This window comes from Streptomyces musisoli (assembly GCF_016741855.1).
Lineage (GTDB): Bacteria > Actinomycetota > Actinomycetes > Streptomycetales > Streptomycetaceae > Streptomyces > Streptomyces musisoli.
In genome coordinates this window covers 52,950-72,307 of record NZ_JAERRH010000020.1, presented here as the reverse complement: position 1 = coordinate 72,307, position 19,358 = coordinate 52,950, and the positions used below count along the sequence as shown (strand labels likewise).

At 71.7% G+C, this 19,358-nt stretch carries 23 protein-coding genes; 12 read left to right on the top strand and 11 right to left on the bottom strand.

Annotated features, from left to right (window positions below; genetic code table 11):
- Positions 1-83: 83 nt before the first annotated feature.
- The 4 genes from JK361_RS33785 to JK361_RS33770 all read right to left on the bottom strand — a co-directional run bounded on the left by JK361_RS33785 (position 84) and on the right by JK361_RS33770 (position 3,550).
- Positions 84-302 carry a hypothetical protein gene (locus tag JK361_RS33785; RefSeq protein WP_201825688.1) on the bottom strand — a complete coding sequence of 73 codons (219 nt, stop codon included), beginning with the start codon at positions 300-302 and terminating at the stop codon, positions 84-86.
- A 52-nt stretch (positions 303-354) separates the two neighbouring features.
- The gene (locus tag JK361_RS33780; protein ID WP_201825687.1) at positions 355-1,347 is read right to left on the bottom strand and encodes a S1C family serine protease; all 993 of its coding nucleotides are present in this window, start codon (positions 1,345-1,347) and stop codon (positions 355-357) included.
- Between the two features lie 306 nt (positions 1,348-1,653).
- Positions 1,654-2,676, bottom strand: a complete 1,023-nt coding sequence (locus JK361_RS33775) for a LacI family DNA-binding transcriptional regulator (RefSeq protein ID WP_201825685.1) — start codon at positions 2,674-2,676, stop codon at positions 1,654-1,656.
- Between the two features lie 94 nt (positions 2,677-2,770).
- Positions 2,771-3,550, bottom strand: coding sequence for a winged helix-turn-helix transcriptional regulator (locus JK361_RS33770; protein ID WP_201825682.1), 780 nt, complete (start codon positions 3,548-3,550; stop codon positions 2,771-2,773).
- Between the two features lie 181 nt (positions 3,551-3,731).
- Between JK361_RS33770 and JK361_RS33765 the strand changes: the two genes are divergently transcribed.
- The 3 genes from JK361_RS33765 to JK361_RS33755 are packed head-to-tail and all read left to right on the top strand — an operon-like array spanning position 3,732 to position 6,326.
- Entirely contained in the window at positions 3,732-4,604 is an 873-nt protein-coding gene (locus tag JK361_RS33765; RefSeq protein WP_201825680.1) for an alpha/beta hydrolase family protein, read from the top strand.
- Positions 4,605-4,653: 49 nt separating this feature from the next.
- Complete coding sequence (locus JK361_RS33760; RefSeq protein WP_201825678.1) at positions 4,654-4,908, top strand: MoaD/ThiS family protein; 255 nt, start codon at positions 4,654-4,656, stop codon at positions 4,906-4,908.
- 2 nt (positions 4,909-4,910) lie between these two features.
- Positions 4,911-6,326 (top strand): hypothetical protein, encoded by a 1,416-nt coding sequence (locus tag JK361_RS33755; protein WP_201825676.1) that lies wholly within the window; start codon positions 4,911-4,913, stop codon positions 6,324-6,326.
- 255 nt (positions 6,327-6,581) lie between these two features.
- On the opposite strand, the gene JK361_RS33750 is transcribed toward JK361_RS33755, so the two are convergent.
- The 4 genes from JK361_RS33750 to JK361_RS33740 form a co-directional block, all read right to left on the bottom strand.
- On the bottom strand, positions 6,582-6,869 hold the full coding sequence (locus JK361_RS33750; RefSeq protein ID WP_004986406.1) for a DUF1416 domain-containing protein: 288 nt from the start codon (positions 6,867-6,869) through the stop codon (positions 6,582-6,584).
- Positions 6,870-6,914: 45 nt separating this feature from the next.
- The gene (locus tag JK361_RS33745; protein WP_201825674.1) at positions 6,915-7,760 is read right to left on the bottom strand and encodes a sulfurtransferase; all 846 of its coding nucleotides are present in this window, start codon (positions 7,758-7,760) and stop codon (positions 6,915-6,917) included.
- Positions 7,761-7,887: 127 nt separating this feature from the next.
- Complete coding sequence (locus JK361_RS42740) at positions 7,888-7,968, bottom strand: Ms5788A family Cys-rich leader peptide (RefSeq protein WP_350751515.1); 81 nt, start codon at positions 7,966-7,968, stop codon at positions 7,888-7,890.
- Positions 7,969-8,191: 223 nt separating this feature from the next.
- A complete protein-coding gene (locus JK361_RS33740; protein WP_201825672.1) occupies positions 8,192-8,929 on the bottom strand; it encodes an LmeA family phospholipid-binding protein in 738 nt (245 codons plus the stop codon).
- A gap of 132 nt (positions 8,930-9,061) precedes the next feature.
- Here JK361_RS33740 and JK361_RS33735 point away from each other — a divergent pair, with 132 nt between their 5' ends.
- Positions 9,062-9,325, top strand: coding sequence for a DUF3099 domain-containing protein (locus tag JK361_RS33735; RefSeq protein WP_201825670.1), 264 nt, complete (start codon positions 9,062-9,064; stop codon positions 9,323-9,325).
- A gap of 93 nt (positions 9,326-9,418) precedes the next feature.
- On the opposite strand, the gene JK361_RS33730 is transcribed toward JK361_RS33735, so the two are convergent.
- Positions 9,419-9,781: a DsrE family protein gene (locus JK361_RS33730; RefSeq protein WP_201825668.1), complete on the bottom strand. Its 363-nt coding sequence runs from the start codon at positions 9,779-9,781 to the stop codon at positions 9,419-9,421.
- Between the two features lie 429 nt (positions 9,782-10,210).
- Here JK361_RS33730 and JK361_RS33725 point away from each other — a divergent pair, with 429 nt between their 5' ends.
- Genes JK361_RS33725 through ygfZ form a run of 3 tightly spaced genes read left to right on the top strand, consistent with a single transcriptional unit; the run spans position 10,211 to position 12,215 of the window.
- Positions 10,211-10,786 carry a heme-binding beta-barrel domain-containing protein gene (locus JK361_RS33725; RefSeq protein ID WP_201825666.1) on the top strand — a complete coding sequence of 192 codons (576 nt, stop codon included), beginning with the start codon at positions 10,211-10,213 and terminating at the stop codon, positions 10,784-10,786.
- 16 nt (positions 10,787-10,802) lie between these two features.
- Positions 10,803-11,240: a Fur family transcriptional regulator gene (locus JK361_RS33720; protein WP_201825665.1), complete on the top strand. Its 438-nt coding sequence runs from the start codon at positions 10,803-10,805 to the stop codon at positions 11,238-11,240.
- Between the two features lie 9 nt (positions 11,241-11,249).
- Positions 11,250-12,215, top strand: coding sequence for a CAF17-like 4Fe-4S cluster assembly/insertion protein YgfZ (gene ygfZ / locus JK361_RS33715; protein ID WP_201825662.1), 966 nt, complete (start codon positions 11,250-11,252; stop codon positions 12,213-12,215).
- Positions 12,216-12,366: 151 nt separating this feature from the next.
- Here the strand turns inward: ygfZ and dtd are convergent, their stop codons facing one another.
- Entirely contained in the window at positions 12,367-12,792 is a 426-nt protein-coding gene (dtd, locus tag JK361_RS33710; RefSeq protein WP_201825661.1) for a D-aminoacyl-tRNA deacylase, read from the bottom strand.
- 158 nt (positions 12,793-12,950) lie between these two features.
- On the opposite strand from dtd, the gene JK361_RS33705 reads away from it, so the two are divergent.
- Positions 12,951-13,544: an RsiG family protein gene (locus tag JK361_RS33705; protein WP_201825659.1), complete on the top strand. Its 594-nt coding sequence runs from the start codon at positions 12,951-12,953 to the stop codon at positions 13,542-13,544.
- A 425-nt stretch (positions 13,545-13,969) separates the two neighbouring features.
- A complete protein-coding gene (locus JK361_RS33700; RefSeq protein ID WP_201825657.1) occupies positions 13,970-14,878 on the top strand; it encodes a winged helix-turn-helix domain-containing protein in 909 nt (302 codons plus the stop codon).
- Here JK361_RS33700 and JK361_RS33695 read toward each other — a convergent pair.
- Positions 14,873-15,061, bottom strand: a complete 189-nt coding sequence (locus JK361_RS33695; protein ID WP_201825655.1) for a hypothetical protein — start codon at positions 15,059-15,061, stop codon at positions 14,873-14,875. The two genes, JK361_RS33700 and JK361_RS33695, sit on opposite strands and share 6 nt — an antisense overlap.
- A 130-nt stretch (positions 15,062-15,191) precedes the next feature.
- On the opposite strand from JK361_RS33695, the gene JK361_RS33690 reads away from it, so the two are divergent.
- The 3 genes from JK361_RS33690 (at position 15,192) to JK361_RS33680 (ending at position 19,355) form a co-directional block, all read left to right on the top strand.
- Positions 15,192-16,070, top strand: coding sequence for a winged helix-turn-helix domain-containing protein (locus JK361_RS33690; RefSeq protein WP_236053967.1), 879 nt, complete (start codon positions 15,192-15,194; stop codon positions 16,068-16,070).
- Positions 16,070-16,807 carry an HAD family hydrolase gene (locus JK361_RS33685; RefSeq protein WP_307787381.1) on the top strand — a complete coding sequence of 246 codons (738 nt, stop codon included), beginning with the start codon at positions 16,070-16,072 and terminating at the stop codon, positions 16,805-16,807. The genes JK361_RS33690 and JK361_RS33685 overlap by 1 nt, the downstream gene beginning before the upstream one ends.
- Positions 16,808-17,063: 256 nt before the next feature.
- Positions 17,064-19,355 carry a phosphotransferase family protein gene (locus JK361_RS33680; protein ID WP_201825651.1) on the top strand — a complete coding sequence of 764 codons (2,292 nt, stop codon included), beginning with the start codon at positions 17,064-17,066 and terminating at the stop codon, positions 19,353-19,355.
- The last annotated feature ends 3 nt before the right edge of the window (positions 19,356-19,358 follow it).

Here is a 19,358-nt window from a genome sequence, read left to right as displayed (position 1 = left end):
TCCTCGGGGGTGCGGTGGGGCGGGTGAACGGGTGGTTCTCAGCGTGCCACGTCCCGCCGGCCGGTGAGGGGCACGCGGGCCGGTCAGGCCCGGACCGTGCTCAGCCGGTGCAGCGGCACCTTGCGGCGGTGCGGGCGGGCGGCCGAGGTACGCAGGCCCATCAGCTGCGGGACCGGGTTCACGGCCACCTCCGGGGCGCGGGGCGGGGGGACCGGCACGTGCAACTCGGACGCGATGGAGAGGGCCAGCGTGATGCCGGCCGGACCGCGCTCGGCCATGTGGTGGGGGAAGTGCTTGATCATGACCTGCTCCCTTGCTGAGTGTCGCGCTGACTGCCGCGCGGTGTGGTGCTAGCTAGCTGTCGGAACCGCCCGCCCGCAGTGCGGCCAGGCCGGACTTGACGGTGTCGATGGGGATGGCGAAGCCGAGGCCGACGCTGCCCGCGTCCGAGGACGAGGACGCCTGCGAACTCGACGAGTACATCGCGGAGTTGATGCCGATCACATGACCGCCGGCGTCGATCAGCGCACCGCCGGAGTTGCCGGGGTTCAGGGACGCGTCGGTCTGGATGGCCTTGTAGGTGGTCGTGGACGAGCCGGTGTCGCCGTTGAACTCACGGCCGCCGAACTGGAACGGCCACTGGCCGTCGCCGCCCCTGCCCTGCCCCTGTCCCTCGTCGGTGGAGACGGTGACGTCCCGGTTCAGGGCGGAGACGATGCCGCTGGTGACCGTGCCGGTCAGACCCTCGGGGGAGCCGATCGCCACGACCGAGTCGCCGACCTGGACGTCACCGGAGTCGCCGAGCGCCGCCGCCTTCAGCCCCGAGGCGCCGTGCAGCTTGATCAGCGCGAGGTCCTTGGAACTGTCGGTGCCGACGACCTCGGCGGCGTAGCTCTTGCCGTCGCTGGTGCGCACCTTGATCGAATCGGCGCCGGAGACGACGTGGTTGTTGGTGACGATCTCACCGCCGGAGGTGATGATCACGCCGGAACCGGTGGAGGAGCCGCCCGCGAGCGTCGCGTTGACCTCGACCACGCTCGGGCTGACCGCGGCCGCTATGGCGGCGACGTCACCCCTCTTCGAGGTCGGCACCACGGTGGTGCTGCCGCCGGCGGTGGCGACCGCGTCCTTGCCGGTCAGCTCCTGGAAGGCGTAGGCCGTGCCGCCGCCGACCGCCGCGGCCACGATCGCGACCGCCGCGAGGAGGCCGACGGGTCCGCGGGTGCGCTTCTTCTTGTGCGGAGCGGGCGCCACGGCCGGCTGGTGCGGCGGCGGGGGCGGCCACTCCGGGTTCACGGGGGCGGGGTAGGAGTGCGGCTGCTCGTAAGTGCCCTGGCTCTCGGTCATGACAGAAGAGTCCCCCGTGACCATGAGAGCTTCCTGAGTGCTCCCTGAGAAGCCCGGCAGAACCTCGTTTGCCCGTTGTAAAGACGGCTCCCGCGTCTTGGGGAAGCCTCTCAGCCGGCCCTCATCACAGCAGCCCACGGGCCCGGTTCGTACGAATGTGCGACCCCGCCGAGCGGGTACGACCGGTCAGCGGCACCGGTCAACGGGCACGACCGGTCAACGGGCACGACCGGTCAACGGGCACGACCGGTCAACGGGCACGACCGGTCATCGGCGGGCGCGGGCACCTCCGCCCGGCCACGGCGGCTAGACGCAGCCACAGCTCGTGCGGACCACCAGCCGCGACGGGAACGTCTTCAGCCGCTCGCGCCGCGACCCGGCGATCCGCAGCCCGTCGTCCAGCACCAGGTCGACCGCCGCCCGGGCCATCGCCGAACGGTCCGAGGCGACCGTGGTCAGCGGCGGGTCGGCGAGCGCGGCCTCCTTGATGTCGTCGAAGCCGGCCACCCCCAGCTGCCCCGGTACGTCGATGCGCAGCTCGCGCGCGGCCCGCAGCAGGCCGATCGCCTGGTCGTCGGTGGAGCAGAAGACCGCGGGCGGCCGGTGCGGGCCGGAGAGCAGCTCCAGGGCCACGCGATAGGCGTCGTAGCGGTTGTACGGCGCCTCGAACAGCCGGCCCTCGGTGGGCAGGCCCGCCTCGGCCATGGCCCGCTTCCAGCCCTCGACGTGGTCGGAGACCGGGTCGCCGACGGCCGGCGTCTCCGCCGTGCCGCCCATACAGGCGACGTACTCGTAGCCGTGCTCCAGCAGGTGGCGCACGGCGAGCTGGGCGCCGCCCAGGTCGTCCGTCACCACGGCCACGTCGTCGATGGCCTCCGGACGCTCGTGCAGCAGCACCACCCGGGCGTCCCAGGCGTCGATCTCGGCGGCGGCGAGATCGTTCAGGGCGTGGGAGACGAGGATCAGGCCCGAGACGCGCATGCCGAGGAAGGCGCGCAGATAGTGGACCTCGCGCTCGCCGATGTAGTCGGTGTTGCCGACGAGGACCATCTTCCCGCGCTCGGAGGCGGCCTGCTCGACCGCGTGCGCCATCTCCCCGAAGAAGGGCTGGCGGGCGTCCGGGATGATCAGTCCTATGAGGTCGGTGCGCCGGGAGGCCATCGCCTGGGCGACCCGGTCGGGGCGGTACCCCAGTTCCTTGATCGCGGCGAGGACACGCTCGCGCGTGGCCGGGGCGACCGGCCGGGGTCCGTTGTTGATGACGTAGCTCACGACGGCGGTGGAGGTTCCAGCCAGCCGTGCCACGTCATCCCGAGTCACCTTGGCCACGCGCGGAGTCTACGCGGATTGACCCCCGCTGGGCAGGGCGTATCACAAGGCGGGCGGGTGAGGAGGAGGACCCCGGGCACCGGTCACGCGGCGGCTACGCCTCCGCGTGAACCTCCGCACCGTCCAGGGCGGCGGTTGCGTCCATATCGTCCCGCTTTGCCCGGCCGGACCTGCTCTTGGCGTCCTCGGCCGACCGGTCGGGCTTCTCGGGCGTAACGAATCGATAACCGACGTTCCGGACGGTTCCGATCAGCGACTCGTGCTCCGGGCCGAGCTTGGCGCGCAGCCGCCGTACGTGCACGTCTACCGTGCGGGTGCCGCCGAAGTAGTCGTAGCCCCACACCTCCTGGAGCAGCTGGGCGCGGGTGAAGACCCGGCCCGGGTGCTGCGCGAGGTATTTGAGCAGCTCGAACTCCTTGAAGGTCAGGTCCAGGACCCGGCCCTTGAGCTTCGCTGAGTAGGTGGCCTCGTCCACCGACAGGTCGCCGTTGCGGATCTCCATGGGGGAGTCGTCGTTGACGATCTGCTGCCGGCCCATGGCGAGCCGCAGCCGTGCCTCCACCTCCGCGGGGCCCGCGGTGTCGAGGAGCACGTCGTCGACGCCCCAGTCGGCGGTGACGGCGGCGAGACCGCCCTCCGTGACGACGAGGAGCAGCGGACAGCCGGGGCCGGTGGACCGCAGCAGCTGGCACAGGCTGCGCACCTGCGGGAGGTCGCGCCGGCCGTCGACCAGGATGACGTCGGCGCCGGGGGTGTCGACCAGGGCCGGCCCCTCCGCGGGAGCGACCCGCACGTTGTGCAGGAGCAGGCCGAGGGCCGGGAGCACCTCCGTCGACGGCTGGAGGGCGTTGGTCAGGAGCAGCAGAGAACTCATACGTCTGGTTCCTCCTCGGTCCCTGCGAGGACTGTGCGGACGGGCACTGCTCTGCGATCCCGGGGGCCCCGTACGCCGGCGGGCCACCCGAGGTCTCCCGCTGTGCATACAACGCGTCCGAAAGCACAAAAGGACCCGGGGGCTACGCTGCCCGAGTCCTCTGCCCAGCAGAATAGCCCACATGAGCAACCGTCCGGCAGGTCATGTGGCGTGTTCCACCGTTCGTCCGAATCGCGAGACAGACAGACGGGCCCCTATCCGGACGTTCCTGCGCACCGCCGACGGGATCCCGGTCGATTCCGTATACGATCCGGGCCCGGTCGTATACGAAGCCCCTCCGCAGGCTCCGGACGCCTCCCCTTCCCCCTCCTCTTCCTCCTCCCGCGACGTGGTCTTCGTCGTCGCGCACGGCTTCACCGGGGACGCGGACCGGCCACACGTACGACGGGTGGCCGGCGTGCTGCGGGGTTACGGCGCGGTCGTCACCTTCTCCTTCCGCGGCCACGGACGCTCCGGCGGCCGGTCCACGGTCGGCGACAAGGAGGTGCTGGACCTCGCCGCCGCCGTGGAGTGGGCCCGCGGCTTCCACCACGCGCGCGTGGTGACCGTCGGCTTCTCCATGGGCGGCTCGGTGGTCCTGCGGCACGCGGCCCTGCGGCCCGGCACGGTCGACGCGGTGGTCTCGGTGAGCGCGCCGGCCCGCTGGTACTACCGGGGCACGGCGCCCATGCGCCGCCTGCACTGGCTGGTCACCCGCCCCGAGGGCCGCCTGGTGAGCCGCTACGGCCTGCGCACCCGCATCCACCACCGCGACTGGGACCCGGTGCCCCTGTCACCGGTGGAGGCGGTTCCCCGGCTGGCCCCGACCCCGCTCCTGCTCGTCCATGGGGACCGCGACGGCTACTTCCCGCTCGACCACCCCCGGATGCTCGCCGAGGCGGCCGGCGACCACGGCGAACTCTGGGTCGAACCGGGCATGGGCCACGCGGAGCACGCGGCGGACGACGCCCTGGTGGCCCGGATCGGGGACTGGGCGGTGTCGGCGGCGGGCTAGCCTGACCCCACACAGACTTTCCAGTCCCTGCCGTCGATTGAGGATCGAGATGCCCAAGGTCACGGTGCGCTACTGGGCCGCCGCCAAGGCCGCGGCCCAGGTCGCCGAGGAGCCGTACGAGGCGGACACGCTGGCCGGCGCGCTGGCCGCCGTGCGCGAGCGTCACCCCGGAGAGCTGACGCGCGTGCTGAAGCGCTGCTCCTTCCTCGTCGACGGCGACCCCGTCGGGACCCGCGCGCATGAGACGGTACGGCTGGCCGAGGGCGGCACGGTCGAGGTGCTCCCGCCGTTCGCAGGAGGGTGAGCATGACCGATCAGCCGTACCAGGGCGGCCCCTACGAGGGCTACGACCCCTACCAGCAGCAGGACTGGCCCGGACAGGAGCCGCGGTACGGGCAGCAGCCCGGCCACGACGCGGAACTCACCCAGCAGTGGCAGGGCCAGACCTGGGAGACGCAGACGCACGCGCCGGTGCAGGCGGCGGAGACGGCGTACCTGCCGCGGCAGGAAGAGCAGCCGTACCGGCAGCCCCACTACCAGGACCCGCAGTACCAACAGGCGCACCAGCCGCAGGCCCGGTACGGACACCAGCAGCAGGCCCCGATGCAGCACCACCAGCCGCAGCAGGCACAGCAGTCCCTGGGCCCGCACGGGCAAGAGGCGTACGGACAGGACGCGTACCCGCACGACGCGTACGACCAGAACCCGCACGCGCACGGACACCACCCGCAGGACGCGTACGCGCAGGAGCCGCACGCGCACGGGTCGTACGCGGCGGAGCCGTACGCATCCGGTGCACAGCCCGCGCCCGCGCCCGGGCCGGCGGTGTCGGCATCGGCATCGGCATCGGCACAGGTACCGGCGGCCGATCCGGTGGCCGGGCAGGCGCCGGAAGCGGTGGCCGAACCGGCCGGTGACTCCGCCGGGCCCGCCTACGGCCCCGCCACCCTCGCCGGCAACGCGCGGATCACCGATGCCCAGCGGGCGCGCCTGGAGGGCCGTTCCCCGATCATCGAGCCCGGCCTCCAGCCCGCGGCGCTCACCGCGCTGCTGGGCCTGCTGCTGGCCGCCGCGGCGCCCATCGCCTCGTACGCCCTGGCCGTGCCGCTGGTGGTGCTCCAGGCGGTCACGGCCGCGGGCTGGTTCCGGCTGAACGGCATGTGGCCCGCCCGGCAGGGCATCGCGCTGGCCTTCGCGGGGGCGCTGACGGCCGACGTGGCGGTCCTCGCGGCCGGCCGCGACCACGCGCTGGTGGCCATCCTCGGGTCCCTCGGCCTCTGGGTCCTGCTCTCCCTCGTCCTCCAGCTGCGTTCGCACGCCTCGCCGGACGAGCGGATGTACGGCCTGATGGCGACGATCGCCTCGGCGGCGCTCGCGGTCCTGGCGACGGGCTTCCTGGCCGCCGACCCGCACGCGGTGTCGGTGGGAGCGGCGGCGGTGGCGGTGGCCGTCCTCGCGAGGGCCCTGCCGATGCCGGCCCCGGCCTCGGTCGTGGTGTCCCTGCTGGCCGCGGCGGGCGCGGGAATCGCCGTGGGCGGCATGACCGGCTACGACACGAAGGGCGCCGCGCTGGGCGCGGCGGCGGGCGTCTGCGCGCTCATCGGCCACCGGGTGGCCAGCTACGACTACCCGTCCCGCTTCGTCCACTTCACGGCAGGCGTGGCCCTGCCCCTATCGGCGGCCGCCCCGATGGTGTGGGCCCTGGGCCGAGCCCTGGGCTAACTCCGCCGGCCGCCGCCCGGCGGCGGCCCCGGGCCGCCCCCGGCCGCCCCCGGCGAAGTCGGTGATTGGCCGATCCGTGCCAGTCTTCCCGGCCCCGCCCGCCCGCTCACCTGCGACTTTGCCCCCGGGCCGTGGAACGGATCTGCCCATCACCGCACCGGTGGGGGGAGGAGGGAGGCGAAGGGCCGTATCCCCTATTGGCGTCCAACCCGGGGGATACGGCCCTTCGGCTCGTCACTGAGTTCTCTTGGCCGCTCAGACGGCGATCGCTACCTCGGCGAGGCCGCCCTGCTGGGCCACGACCGTGCGGTCGGCGGTGCCGCCGGGCACCAGCGCCCGCACGGTCCACGTGCCCTCGGCCGCGTAGAAGCGGAACTGGCCGGTCGCGGAGGTGGGCACCTCCGCGGTGAATTCGCCGGTCGAGTCGAGGAGACGGACGTAGCCCGTCACCGGCTCGCCGTCGCGGGTCACCTGGCCCTGGATCGTGGTCTCACCGGGCTTGATCGTCGAGGCGTCCGGGCCGCCGGCCTTCGCTCCGCACATGCTGATTCTCCAGAGGGGTCTGACCGGAAGGCCGGTCGGGATGGGTTACTTTTCGGCGCCGAGCTCGATCGGCACGCCGACGAGGGAGCCGTACTCGGTCCAGGAGCCGTCGTAGTTCTTGACGTTCTCCACGCCGAGCAGCTCGTGCAGCACGAACCAGGTCAGGGCCGAGCGCTCACCGATGCGGCAGTAGGCGATCGTGTCCTTGGCCAGGTCGACGTTCTCGTCGGCGTAGAGGGCCGTCAGCTCCTCGTCCGACTTGAAGGTGCCGTCGTCGTTGGCGTTCTTCGACCACGGGATGTTGCGGGCGGTCGGGACGTGACCCGGACGCTGCGACTGCTCCTGCGGCAGGTGGGCCGGGGCGAGCAGCTTGCCGGAGAACTCGTCGGGCGAGCGGACGTCGACCAGGTTCTGCGCGCCGATCGCGGCGACGACGTCGTCACGGAAGGCACGGATCGAGGTGTCCTGCGGCTTGGCCTTGTAGTCCGTCGTGTCGCGCTCGGGCACCTCGGAGCCGTCGACCAGCTCGCGGGCGTCCAGCTCCCACTTCTTGCGGCCGCCGTCGAGGAGCTTGACGTTCTCGTGGCCGTACAGCTTGAAGTACCAGTAGGCGTACGACGCGAACCAGTTGTTGTTGCCGCCGTAGAGGATCACCAGCGTGTCGTTGGCGATGCCCTTCTTCGACAGGAGCTTCTCGAAGCCCTCCTGGTCGATGAAGTCACGACGGACCGGGTCCTGGAGGTCCTTGGTCCAGTCGATGCGGATCGCGTTCTTGATGTGGTTCTTCTCGTAGGCGGACGTGTCCTCGTCCACCTCGACGATCGCGATGGTCGGGTCGTCCAGGTGCTCCTGGAGCCAGTCGGCGTCGACCAGGACGTCGCTGCGGCTCATGCTCTTTCTCCTCCGGGGCAGTCGCGGCGGGGCGTGCGAGTAGAGAGGGGGGCGCGCTCGATGCCCGAGCGGCGCACGTGTGCCCTGGCAGCAGGGCGGGGTGAGATGCGGGAGCCGGGGCTTCCGCTCAGAAGGGGCGACAGAGCATGGCGGCAACGCGGCACAGGTCCACTGCCCGCCGCTTCGTGAGATCCGCCTGTCGCTTCATGGGCTCGATCGTAGGGACGTACGGGCGGACATGTCACCGGTGTGTCATATGGCGAGATGCGATCGTCCGAATGGCGATACGAGAAGAGCGTCCGGAGATCCCCGCGGGGCCTCCGGACGCTCGCCGTGTCAGTGCATCTACGCTGCGGACTGGATCGTCTCGCCAGTCGGACAGCCCGTGTCCATAGCCGGAGAGCCCGTGTCCGTCCCGGCTTTCCCCGTCCCTACCCGGCCAGCCGCACGCCGGAACCCTTCACGCTGATCTCCACGCCGTCCGGCGCGGCCTGCACCTTGTCCAGCTTGATGCCGCCGGGCAGCTGGTCGATGACCTGCTGGAAGTCGGTGATCGTGCGGATGCGGTCCTCGGCGATCGCGGTGCTGCCCAGCTTCGGCAGGGAGTCCGCGTGGACCTCGACCTTGTTGTTCACCACGCTCACGGAGCTGAGCACGGACACGGTCTGCTTGATCCCCAGGGACGACACCGTGCCCTCCACCGCGACCTTGATCTTCCCGTTGCCGCCGTCGGAGAGGCCGACGACCTTGGCCGTGATGCCGGGGGCGACCTCGGTCGGCTCGGACTTGGCGGTCTTCAGCAGCTCGGAGTAGGAGACCGTCGCCGTGCCGGTCGCGGTGGCCGCGGTGGCGGAGCTGTAGTCGCCGGAGAACTCGACGCCCTTCATGTCGGCCTTCAGGTCGTCGATCCGGATGGTCTGGCCGGCCTTCCCCGTCTCCGCCTCGTAGTCGTCGATGCCGACCTCGACGTCGTCCAGGGAGCCGCCGGCGACCTGGGTGAGGAACGGGAAGCCCTTGATGTCCACGTCCGGGGTGGAGGCCAGGTTCTCCGTGGACTTCAGCTTGTCCGCGGCCTCGCCCTCCGCGAAGTGCACGGCCACCCGGTCCACGATGACGAACAGCGCGCCCAGGACCACGACGACGATCAGGAGTATTCGCAGGGCTCGCATGTGGTGGTTCCCCCGGGTCGGTGACGGATTTCAGGAGTCCGGAACGGATACGCCACGGTAACTCTGCGGCGCCCGGCCGGACGGAAATTGTGGATCAGTTGTGACAGGGGCCGCCGGCCCTACTCTGGAACCATGTACGCCCGGCGACGGCACATCTACTTCGCCATGATGGGGACGTGTATCGGCCTCTTCGTCCTGGCCTGGGCGGTCGTGCGCATCTGGTCCGTCCCCGCCGCCGTGGGCCTGTGCGTCGTGGCCATGGTCATCCCGCCGGTCGCCGCGATGGTCGCCAACCGGCGGGGCCCGGAGGACCGCTGGTGGGACGACCCCTCCGGCGATCCGCAGTCGGACGAGTGGTGGGACGAGCTGGACGGCAAGAAACGTCCGAGGCCGTGAGGACGTCCCGGGGTCCGGCGCACGAACGGCGCTGACGAACCGGAGACCCTCGGCGGACGTGCCGCAGGCCCTCGGTGGGCGTGCCGGAGGTGCTCAGTAGACGAGCGCCTGTGTCTCGTCTCCCAGGGCCTCCTGTACGAAGACCTGCGCGCCCGCGATCCGTACGCCCTCGAGGACGTCCTTCTCCGTGATCTCCCGGCGGGCGGCGCACTGCGTGCACAGCGTGATGCGCCCGGCGGTCAGGACGGACTCGATCAGGTCGGGCAGCGGTGCGGCATGGGGCAGTTCGAACTCGGCGGCCCGCCCCGGCAGCGCGAACCACGACGACTCCCCGGTCAGCCACAGGGAGACCTCGACGCCGCTGGCCACGGCCACCGCGGCCACCGTGAACGCCTGCGAACAGCGCTCGGGGGCGTCCGCCCCGGCCGTCACCTTGATCACGAGCTTCTTCGCCATAGCCGAATGGTAATCCGCTTCCCCTCAAGTCCATGCACATGCCATGAGTTGCCGGAAAGGACGCGGACGGGGAGCCGTGATCTCGATTCCACGGGGGGAGACCTTGGAGGCGAGGAAGTTTTTCGACTACGGCCTGCGGCGCATCGCGGGCGCGAGGGCGGTGTGAACGCCGTGCCGTTCCGGCCGGCCGCGACCCTCCGGACCGAGCCGCTCGCCTGAGCGGCCCTCGCAGGGAGAGCCCCGCCCAGGCCGCGTAAGCTGGGCTGCGGCTCTGTCGTATGCCCACCCTCGCTCAAGGAGCACCCGTGGAGATCTTCTTCGAAACCCTGCTGGTCCTGGTCTGCGTCGGCGTGCTCGCCTTCGCCGGTCTGACCGTGAAGAAGCTGTACCAGGGCCAGCGCTGACCCCGAACCAGGAAAGCTTCCGCTCATGATCGAGATCCCGTCCGACCTGCACAAGGACCTCGTCCCCCTCGCCTTCCTGCTCGGCAACTGGGCCGGCGCGGGCGTGCACGACTTCCCCGGCTCGGAGAAGTGCAACTTCGGGCAGGAGGTCACCTTCAGCCACGACGGCCGGGACTTCCTGGAGTACCACTCCCGCACCTGGGTGCTGGACGAGAACGGCGACAAGGTGCGCCCGCTGGAGTCGGAGTACGGCTTCTGGCGGATCGACGCCGACCGCAAGGTCGAGGTCACGATGACCCGCGACGACGGTGTCATCGAGATCTGGTACGGCGAGATGGCCGACAAGAAGCCGCAGATCGACCTGGTGACGGACGCCGTCGCCCGCACCGCCGGCTCGCAGCCCTACAGCGGCGGCAAGCGGCTGTACGGCTACGTGAAGAGCGACCTGATGTGGGTCGGCGAGAAGCAGACCCCCGAGGTCCCGCTGCGTCCCTACATGTCGGCCCAGCTGAAGAAGGTCGTCACCCCCGAGGACGTCGAGCGCTGGGCCAAGGCCCTGCCGGACGACATGCCGGACGACGGCATCGCCTTCTTCAAGTAGTCCTAGACTCGTCGGTGTGGTGAGCACCGACTGGAAGAGCGACCTCAGGCAGCGCGGCTACCGGCTGACGCCGCAGCGGCAGCTTGTCCTCGAAGCCGTCGACACCCTTGAACACGCCACCCCCGACGACATCCTCGTGGAAGTGAGGAAGACGGCGTCGGGGGTCAACATTTCCACCGTCTACCGGACGCTCGAACTGCTGGAGGAACTGGGCCTGGTCAGCCACGCCCACCTCGGGCACGGCGCGCCCACCTACCACCTCGCCGACCGCCACCACCACCTGCACCTGGTCTGCCGGGACTGCGAGGACGTCATCGAGGCGGACGTGGAGGTGGCCGAGGAGTTCACGGCCAAGCTGCGGCAGCAGTTCGGGTTCGACACCGACATGAAGCACTTCGCGATCTTCGGCCGGTGCCGGGACTGCTCCCTGAAGAGTTCAAATACCACGTCGTAGGCTTGCCGTATGAAGAGCCCCCTGCTGTCCCTGCCCGGCGCCGTCCCCGCCGAGGGCGTGGACGAAGGTGTCGCCGCCCACTACGGCGACCTGTTCCGCGAGCAGCGTGCCCTCGCCGACGGCACCGGCTTCGTCGACCTCTCGCACCGCGGTGTCGTCACCGTCACCGGCGAGGACCGGCTGAGCTGGCTGCACCTGCTGCTCACCCAGCACGTCAGCGAACTGCCCGTGGGTGAGGCCGCCGAGGCCCTGATCCTCTCCGCGCACGGGCACATCGAGCACGCGCTGTATCTGGTGGACGACGGTACGACCGTCTGGGCGCACGTGGAGCCCGGCACCCAGGACGCGCTGATCGCGTACCTGGAATCGATGAAGTTCTTCTACCGGGTGGAGGTCGCCGACCGGACCGACGGTTACGCGGTCGTCCACCTGCCCGCCGGGTCCATCGCCGAGGTGCCGGAGGGTGTCGTCGTGCGCGAGACGGCGTACGGCCGCGACCTGTTCCTGCCGCGCGACGCTCTGGAGTCCTTCGCCGCGACGCACGGCCCCGCGGCCGGACTCCTCGCCCACGAGGCGCTGCGCGTGGAGCACCACCGCCCCCGCCTCGGCTTCGAGACCGACCACCGGACCATCCCGCACGAGCTGGGCTGGATCGGCACCGCCGTGCACCTCCAGAAGGGCTGCTACCGGGGTCAGGAGACGGTTGCCCGCGTCCAGAACCTGGGCAAGCCGCCGCGCCGCCTGGTCTTCCTCCACCTCGACGGCAGCGAGGTCCATCTGCCGGTGCCGGGCACGGAGATCCGGGTCGCGGACGAGGGCCCGGAAGGCCGCAAGATCGGTTTCGTGACGACGTCGGCCCGCCATCACGAACTGGGCCCGGTGGCCCTGGCGCTGGTCAAGCGGAACGTGCCGGTGGACGCCAGGCTCCTGGCCGGACAGACGGCGGCCGCGCAGGAGGTCGTGGTCGAGCCGTAGCGTCGGGCGCGCCCTGCCGGGACGGGTCCGCCGGCCCCGTCCCGCTCGCGGCCCGCGCGGCCGGAGGATCCGTCCGCTCGTGCCCCGCGTGACCGGTGGGCCCGCCCCGCTCGCCACCCGCGACCGGTGGGCCCGACCCGCTCGTGGCTCGCTAGATCTCCAGCAGCACCGTGAACGGGCCGTCGTTCGTCAGCGACACCCTCATCTGCGCGCCGAACCGGCCCGTCGCCACCGTCGCGCCGAGGGCGCGCAGCTGCGCCACCACCTCGTCCACGAGCGGCTCGGCGACGTCCCCGGGGGCCGCCGCGTTCCAGGTCGGACGGCGGCCCTTGCGGGCGTCGCCGTAGAGCGTGAACTGGCTGATCACCAGGAGCGGGGCGGCGATGTCGCTGCACGACTTCTCGTCGTGCAGCATGCGGACCGACCACAGCTTGCGGGCCAGCTGGGCCGCCTTCTCCTTGGTGTCCTCGTGGGTCACCCCGACGAGGACGCACAGCCCCTCGCCCTCGATCGCGCCCACCGTCTCGCCGTCCACGACGACGCTCGCGCCGTCCACCCTCTGCACCACCGCACGCATGCGGACCATCATGCCCGGTGCTCCGCGCCCGCCCACGGGGGGCCCAATATGGATCTGTTACCCCCCATCTAGGGCCGTTCGGGGGGACTCGGTCACATTGCGGTCGGTTGGGGTGGCACCATGCTTCCACACGCCGGGCGAGGGGACGGTCACAGCAGATGAGCACACCGAGTACCAGTGGGCGGCTGGGGACGCACCGGCCGCCCGCGCAGCGCGCCGACGGCACCGCGGGCCCGACGCTGCCCGCCGAGCCTCCCGAGCACGACCTGGCCCGGCTGAGCCTGCCCGAGCTGCGTGCCCTGCGCCGCGACGCCCAGCGTGACGAGGCGGACCTCAGCTATGTACGGAGGCTGCTCCAGGGCCGCATCGACATCCTGCGCGCGGAACTGGGCTGGCGCGGCCGGACGGCCGTGCCGGCGCCGGCGGACGGGTCCGTGGTCGACCGCCTCCCGGAGATCCTCCAGGACGCCCCGGCCCGGCAGCGCTCCTCGGCCCGCCATGTCACGCTCGGCACCCCGCACAACGAGGAGTACCGGCAGCTGGCCGCCGAGATGCTGGCCGAGGTCGAGCTGTCCGACCTGACGGCCCGGACGGACCTCGAACTGAGCGCTGCGATGGGCCGGTTGGTGCGTTACGAGCAGGAGGTCTCGCGGCGCCGGCAGCGGTTGCAGCGTACGGCCGACGACTGCAGCGGGGAGATCGCGCGCCGGTACCGGGTGGGCGAGGCGCAGGTGGACGATCTGCTGACCTGACGGACGAGAGGGCGCCGCCCGATGAAGGCCGACGCCCTGTCCTGAGCTGTTTCCTTTCTGCCGGCCACGCGCCGACACGTGCCGGCTGCACCGGTCGCGCCGGGTGGTGCTGCGTGCTGTTCATCCGTAGCGAGCTGTTCAGTTGTGGCTGTGCGCTGTGGCTGTGCAGCTGTCGCTGTGCAGCTTTCGGTGTTCAGTTGTGGCTGTGCGGGATGTTCAGTTGTGACTGTGCGCTCCGGCGGCCGTCTCCTGCCCGGACTCCCGGCTCCCCTCCGGGAGGGAGCCCGGTCGGCCAACCACTGGAAAGTTTGACCATGTTTCTCAAGTTGGCGACCAACTTCACTGTACTTATCTCCGCGGGACGCGACTCATAACCAGCCGTCGGTGAACTGCCGTAAGTTGGCGAGAAGTTGTAGGGTTCGTTCGTGGACCCGGAGCACGTCTCCGCCAGTGGACGGACGAAGTCGCAGCGGCCCCGTTCGTCCCACCGCGAGATCGCCGACGAACTGCGCAGCCGGATCAGGTCCGGGGTGCTGCGGCCGGGTGAGCGCATGCCCACGCAGGCCAGGCTGGCCGACGAGTTCGGCGTGGAACGGGGTGCCGTGCGGCAGGCGTTGCGCATCCTCCAGTCGGAGCGGCTGCTCACCAACGTGTCCAAGGGCAGCCCCGCCACCGTGGCGGCTGTGCCGGGGGCGGTGCGGCCCCCGGCCGGGCCCGGGGCGCCGCCGGAGCCCACCATGGTGGGTCTCGCCCCGCGCATCGCCGCCGCCTTCGCCGTCCCGCACGTGCGCATAGACGCGCTCTGTCTGACGTCGGTCTCGCTCACGCTGGCGATCGGCGAGCCGCTGCGACAGATCCACGCGGGACGGCTGAAACCGGCCAAGATCGACGTCCGGCTGCTGTTGCCCAGCCGGGACATCGACCTCGCCTTCCCGGCACCGGTCGACGCCGCCGACGGCGGACTGCTGCACCGGCGGTGGCTGGCCCAGCGCAACGCCCAGGGCATGGTGCTGCGGCAGAACCTGCTGGCGCTGTGCACCACGCACGGCATCGACGTGCGGGTCTCCTTCCGGGCCCTGCCGTTCACCCCGCCGGTGAAGCTGTACCTGGTCAACGGCGCGGAGGCGCTGTTCGCGTACTACACGCTGGGGCGCCGTGAGCGGGAGATCGAGCACGAGCACGTGGAGCTGTACGACGCCGACGGCACCCGCTCCATGCTGTTCGCCTTCGAGCGGCGGGCCGGGGAGCGGGACGCGGCGTTCGTGGAGCAGTCGCGCCTGTGGTTCGACGCGCTGTGGGAGACGATCAGTTCGGAGCTGGTGCTGACGCTATAGCGCGGGCCCGGCCAGGAGCACCGCGAGCAGGACCGCGCCGGCGGAGCTGACGGCCGGGCTCTTGGCCTTGACGCCGACGGTGAGCAGCAGCAGGCCGACGATGCCGGTGGCACCGAACCTCCACTGGACGAGCTGTTCGAAGCCGACGACGAACAGGGCGGAGAGGAGCGCGAGGACAGGCATGGACGTTCCCCCTTTTGGAGTGCCAACTCGACCAAGTTGGCGACCAACTCTGTTTAAGTTGTCCCCACTTGGCCGATGATTACAAACAACTTCGCTACAACTCCCGGAAGATGGATGGCGGTTGTAGCTTTTGGCCGTGACCCAGGAGAACGTGGCAGTGAACGGAAGCAGAAGGCCCGCGCCCCAGGTGATCGCCGACACCCTGCGCGAACGCATCCGCACCGGCGTCCTCCGGGCCGGCGAGCGCCTGCCCACCCAGGCCGAGCTGGCCGAGGAGTTCGGTGTGGAGCGGGGTGCCGTACGCCAGGCGCTGCGGGCGCTTCAGGAGGACGGCCTGCTCAGCAATGTCAGCAAGGGCAGCCCGCCCCGGGTCGCCGGTCCGGCCCCCGCGCGCGACGAGCCGCAGCCGACCATGGTCGCCCTCGCCCCCCGGCTGACCGAGGCCTTCTCCGCGTCCCACGTGCGGATCGACGCCGTCTGCCTGACGGCGCAGAGCCTGATCCCCGCCCTCGGCGAGCCGCTGCGCCTGATCCACGAGGGGCGCATCAGGCCCGAGCGGATCGACGCCCGGATCCTGCTGCCGTCCCGGGACATCAACCTCGCCTTCCCGGTCTCGGTCGACGCCGCGGGTGACGACGACGCCGTCCACCAGCGCTGGCTGGCGATGCGCAACGCCCAGGGCCAGGTGCTCCAGTACAACCTCCAGGCCCTGCGCGGCACCCACGACATCGACGTCCACGTCACCTTCCGGGCCCTGCCCTTCACCCCTCCGGCGAAGCTGTACCTGCTGAACGGGTCGGAGGCGCTGTACGCGTACTACATGGTCACGCGCCGCGCGGAGCCCACCGAGAGCGGAACGCTGGAGATGTACGACACCCTCGGCTCCGAATCCCTGCTCTTCTCCTTCGCGAGACGGGCCGGGCAGCGGGACGCGGCGTTCGTGGAGCAGTCGCAGAAGTGGTTCGACGCCCTCTGGGAAACCATCACGACGGACCTGACACTCTCCTAGTGACTTCTGATGCGAAGACGCGGACCGAACAGACCGCGAACGACACCGAACGGCTGCGGGGTCTGATCGAACGCGCCCGGGTGGTGCTGTGGGACTTCGACGGACCGATCTGCCGTCTGTTCGCGCGGCACAAGGCGGAGCGGGTGGCGGCCGAGCTGGTGGACTGGCTGGCCGGGCGCGGGCTGCACGACCTGCTCAGCGACTCCGAGCGCGATTCGCTGGACCCGCACGCGGTGCTGCGTGCCGTGGATCGCCGGCGCCCCGGCAGCGACCTCGTGGCCGAGCTGGAGGAACGTCTCACCCAGGAGGAGCTGAGGGCGGCCGGCTCCGCGTGGCCCACCGCCTACGCCGACCCCCTGATACGCACCTGGACCGCGGCCGGTTCCCGGCTGGCCATCACCACCAACAACTCCCCGAAGGTGGTCCGCGCCTACCTGGACGGTCGCGGCCTCGGCTCCTGCTTCGCCCCCCACGTCTACGGCCGCACGACCGACCTGCACCTCCTCAAGCCCGACCCGCACTGCCTCAACCGGGCCCTGAGCGCGATGGGCTCCGCCCCGTCGGCGGCCCTGATGATCGGCGACTCGCCGTCCGACCTCGCCGCCGCGAACGACGCCGGCGTGCCGTTCCTCGGCTACGCGCGCACCGAGCGGAAGGGCAAGCTCCTGCGGGAGGCGGGAGCCGGGTGCGTGGTCGGATCGCTGGAGCCGTTGCTGCGGATGCTGCGCGGCCGCTGACCGGCCGGGCCGAGAGCCCGGGGAGGCGGCCGGGTATGCGATAGCATCCGCGCAACCGTGAGGGCGACCGCTCCGGTTTCACGTACGGGACGGCGAACGGGCCCGTTCCGGCGCACAGGACGCGGGCGAGGGGCCGACCACCCGTTGGGCTGCTCGTCCGGCCTCTGGGCGTGTCCCGCTCCACCAGGGGAGATAGCGTTTCCCCGACCCGTATCGTCCCCCTCCAGCGCAGCGCGATCGAACCCCGGAGCGGCCAGTGGGCGCACCCCCCGTCCCCCACGACACGGCCGGGGCGCGTGCCGGTCGGGCTCTGCCCGAAGCCGTCTGCCGTCAGTTCCTGGCGCAAGCCGCCGTCCGGGGACGTCCCTGCGGCGGTCTCCACCATCGCAACCATGTGCTGCCGCTCACCGAGCCCATGGCCCGGCTGCTCGGCCGGGAGCCGGGCACCCCGGTGACCGTGCGGCTGCCGCGCGCGGACGTCCTGCCCGTGGTGATCCGGACGTGGCGGAGCGAGGGAGCGGTCCTGCGGGCCGTCAAGGGGGTGCTGCCGCGGGTGCCGGAATGCCTGGCCGAGGGGGACGGCTTCGCCATCCACAGCCATGTGGAAGGCGTGCCCCTCTCCAGCGTCTGCCGTGCCGGCAAACCGGTCGACGCCCTGCTGATCAGGGCGCTGGCCGGCCTGTTCGCCCAGGCGGCCCAGGTGCGCGGCGCGGCGCTGCCGCCCCTGCCGTCGCCGTGGCCCCGCAACCACACCGACAGCCAGGGCTTCCTGCGGACCCTGGCCGGCCTGGCCGATGCGCAGATCCGCATGCCCAACCGGCAGCTGTTCGGGGGCCTGTTCGCCGCACTCGGCATTCCCGAGGACGCCCTCGTCCGGCTGGCCGAACGGGTCCCCGCCATGTCCCGCCGCCCCTACGGCCTGCTCCACGCCGACCTGCACCGGGACAACGTGATCGTGTCGCCCGGCGGCGACTCGCCCCCGGCCTGGATCGACTGGGAACTCGCCGGCTACGGCGACCCGCTGCACGACCTCGCCGTCCATCTGGTCCGGATGCGCTACCCGGACCACCAGTGGGACGAGGTCGTCGAGGCGTGGGTGCGGGCCGTGCGCGAGGTGCGGCCGGCCGCGGTCAACGGCGTCGGCCGGGACCTGCGCCACTACGTCGCCTTCGAACGGGCGCAGTCCGTGTACCCCGACGTGATGCGGGCCGCGAAGTCGTTGGAGGAGTCCTTCGACCAGAAGGGCCTGGACGAGGCGACGGCGCGGGTGCACCGGGCCGTGTCCGCGGCGGCGGAGCCGCTGCGCCTGGACCGGGTGCCGGGCCGGGAGGAGATCGAGCGGATCCTGTTCCGCTGGCGGGCGTCCGTGCGTCCCGGTACCGGGACGGGGACCGGAGCCGCGGCCCCGGCCGGCGGCGGGGCGCGGCGGGCGCGGGTGGTCCGGGCGATCGGCTGGAGGCCGGACCGGCGCGTGCCGGAACACCCCGACTTCCCGCACTCCGCCGTCGCCGACGCACTGACCCTGGAGGGCGCCGCCCCGGCCCACCGGGTGTTCAAGGGCACCGCGCACCTCAACTCGGTGCTGCGGGTCCCCGGCACCCCCTTCCCGGTCGTCGTCCGCCGCAAGGTCGTGCACGTCACCCGGCGCGAGCGCAGCTTCCTCAGCGAGCACGCCGTGCTCCAGGCCATCGAACGGTCCGGGGCGGCGGTGGCCGCGCCCCGGGTGCTGGCGCTGGGGGAGAGCCACTCGAAGGACCTCTCCGGCATCCGGACCTACTCCGGGGACGTGTTCGCCGTCCACACCTACGAGGGCCCGCCCGACGCGGACCGGCGGCCCGAGCATCCGGTGAACGGGCTGCTCCCGCACGAGGCCGACTGCCTGGTCGACCAGCTGATCGCGCTGACCGGGGTCGACTACGCCCCGGTCGACCCGCTGGCCGGCCGGCCGGGCTTCTACACATGGCTCAGCGACCAGCTGGTCGCACTGGTGGCCCGGCTGCCCAGGGAGTCCCAGCAGCTGGCCCGTTTCCTCGGCCTGCCCGACGCGCCCAGGCTGCGCGAGATCCTCGCCCGGCACCGGGTCACCGACCGCACCCCCGCGCTGCTGCACGGTGACCTCAACCCGTGGAACCTGGTGCGCCGCGACGACCGTCTGGCGCTGACCCTGATCGACTGGGAACTGGCCCTGGTCGGCGACCCGCTGTACGAGCTGGTCCGGCACATGCACCTCACCCCGACCCGGCCGGAGATCCGCGAGCGCATGTTCCGCCGCTGGGCCGGCCGGCTGCCCGCCCGGTACACCAGGAACTGGCAGGAGGACTGGCGCGTGTACCGGTGGATCGAGATCGTGCGCTCCGCCTACGTCGACCTCGACCGGCTGGTCACCGGAGCGAGCCTGGACGCCCCCAACGTGCGCCGCGCGGTGGACTCGTACGCGATGACCCTGGCCGCGGCCACCGCCTCGCTGGGGCTGTCGTCCCGGCGCCGGACCGCCCCGTGCCTCAGCCGCGCCCTGGCGTGGCCGACCCGGCCGGGCGGCACTGCGTAGGCT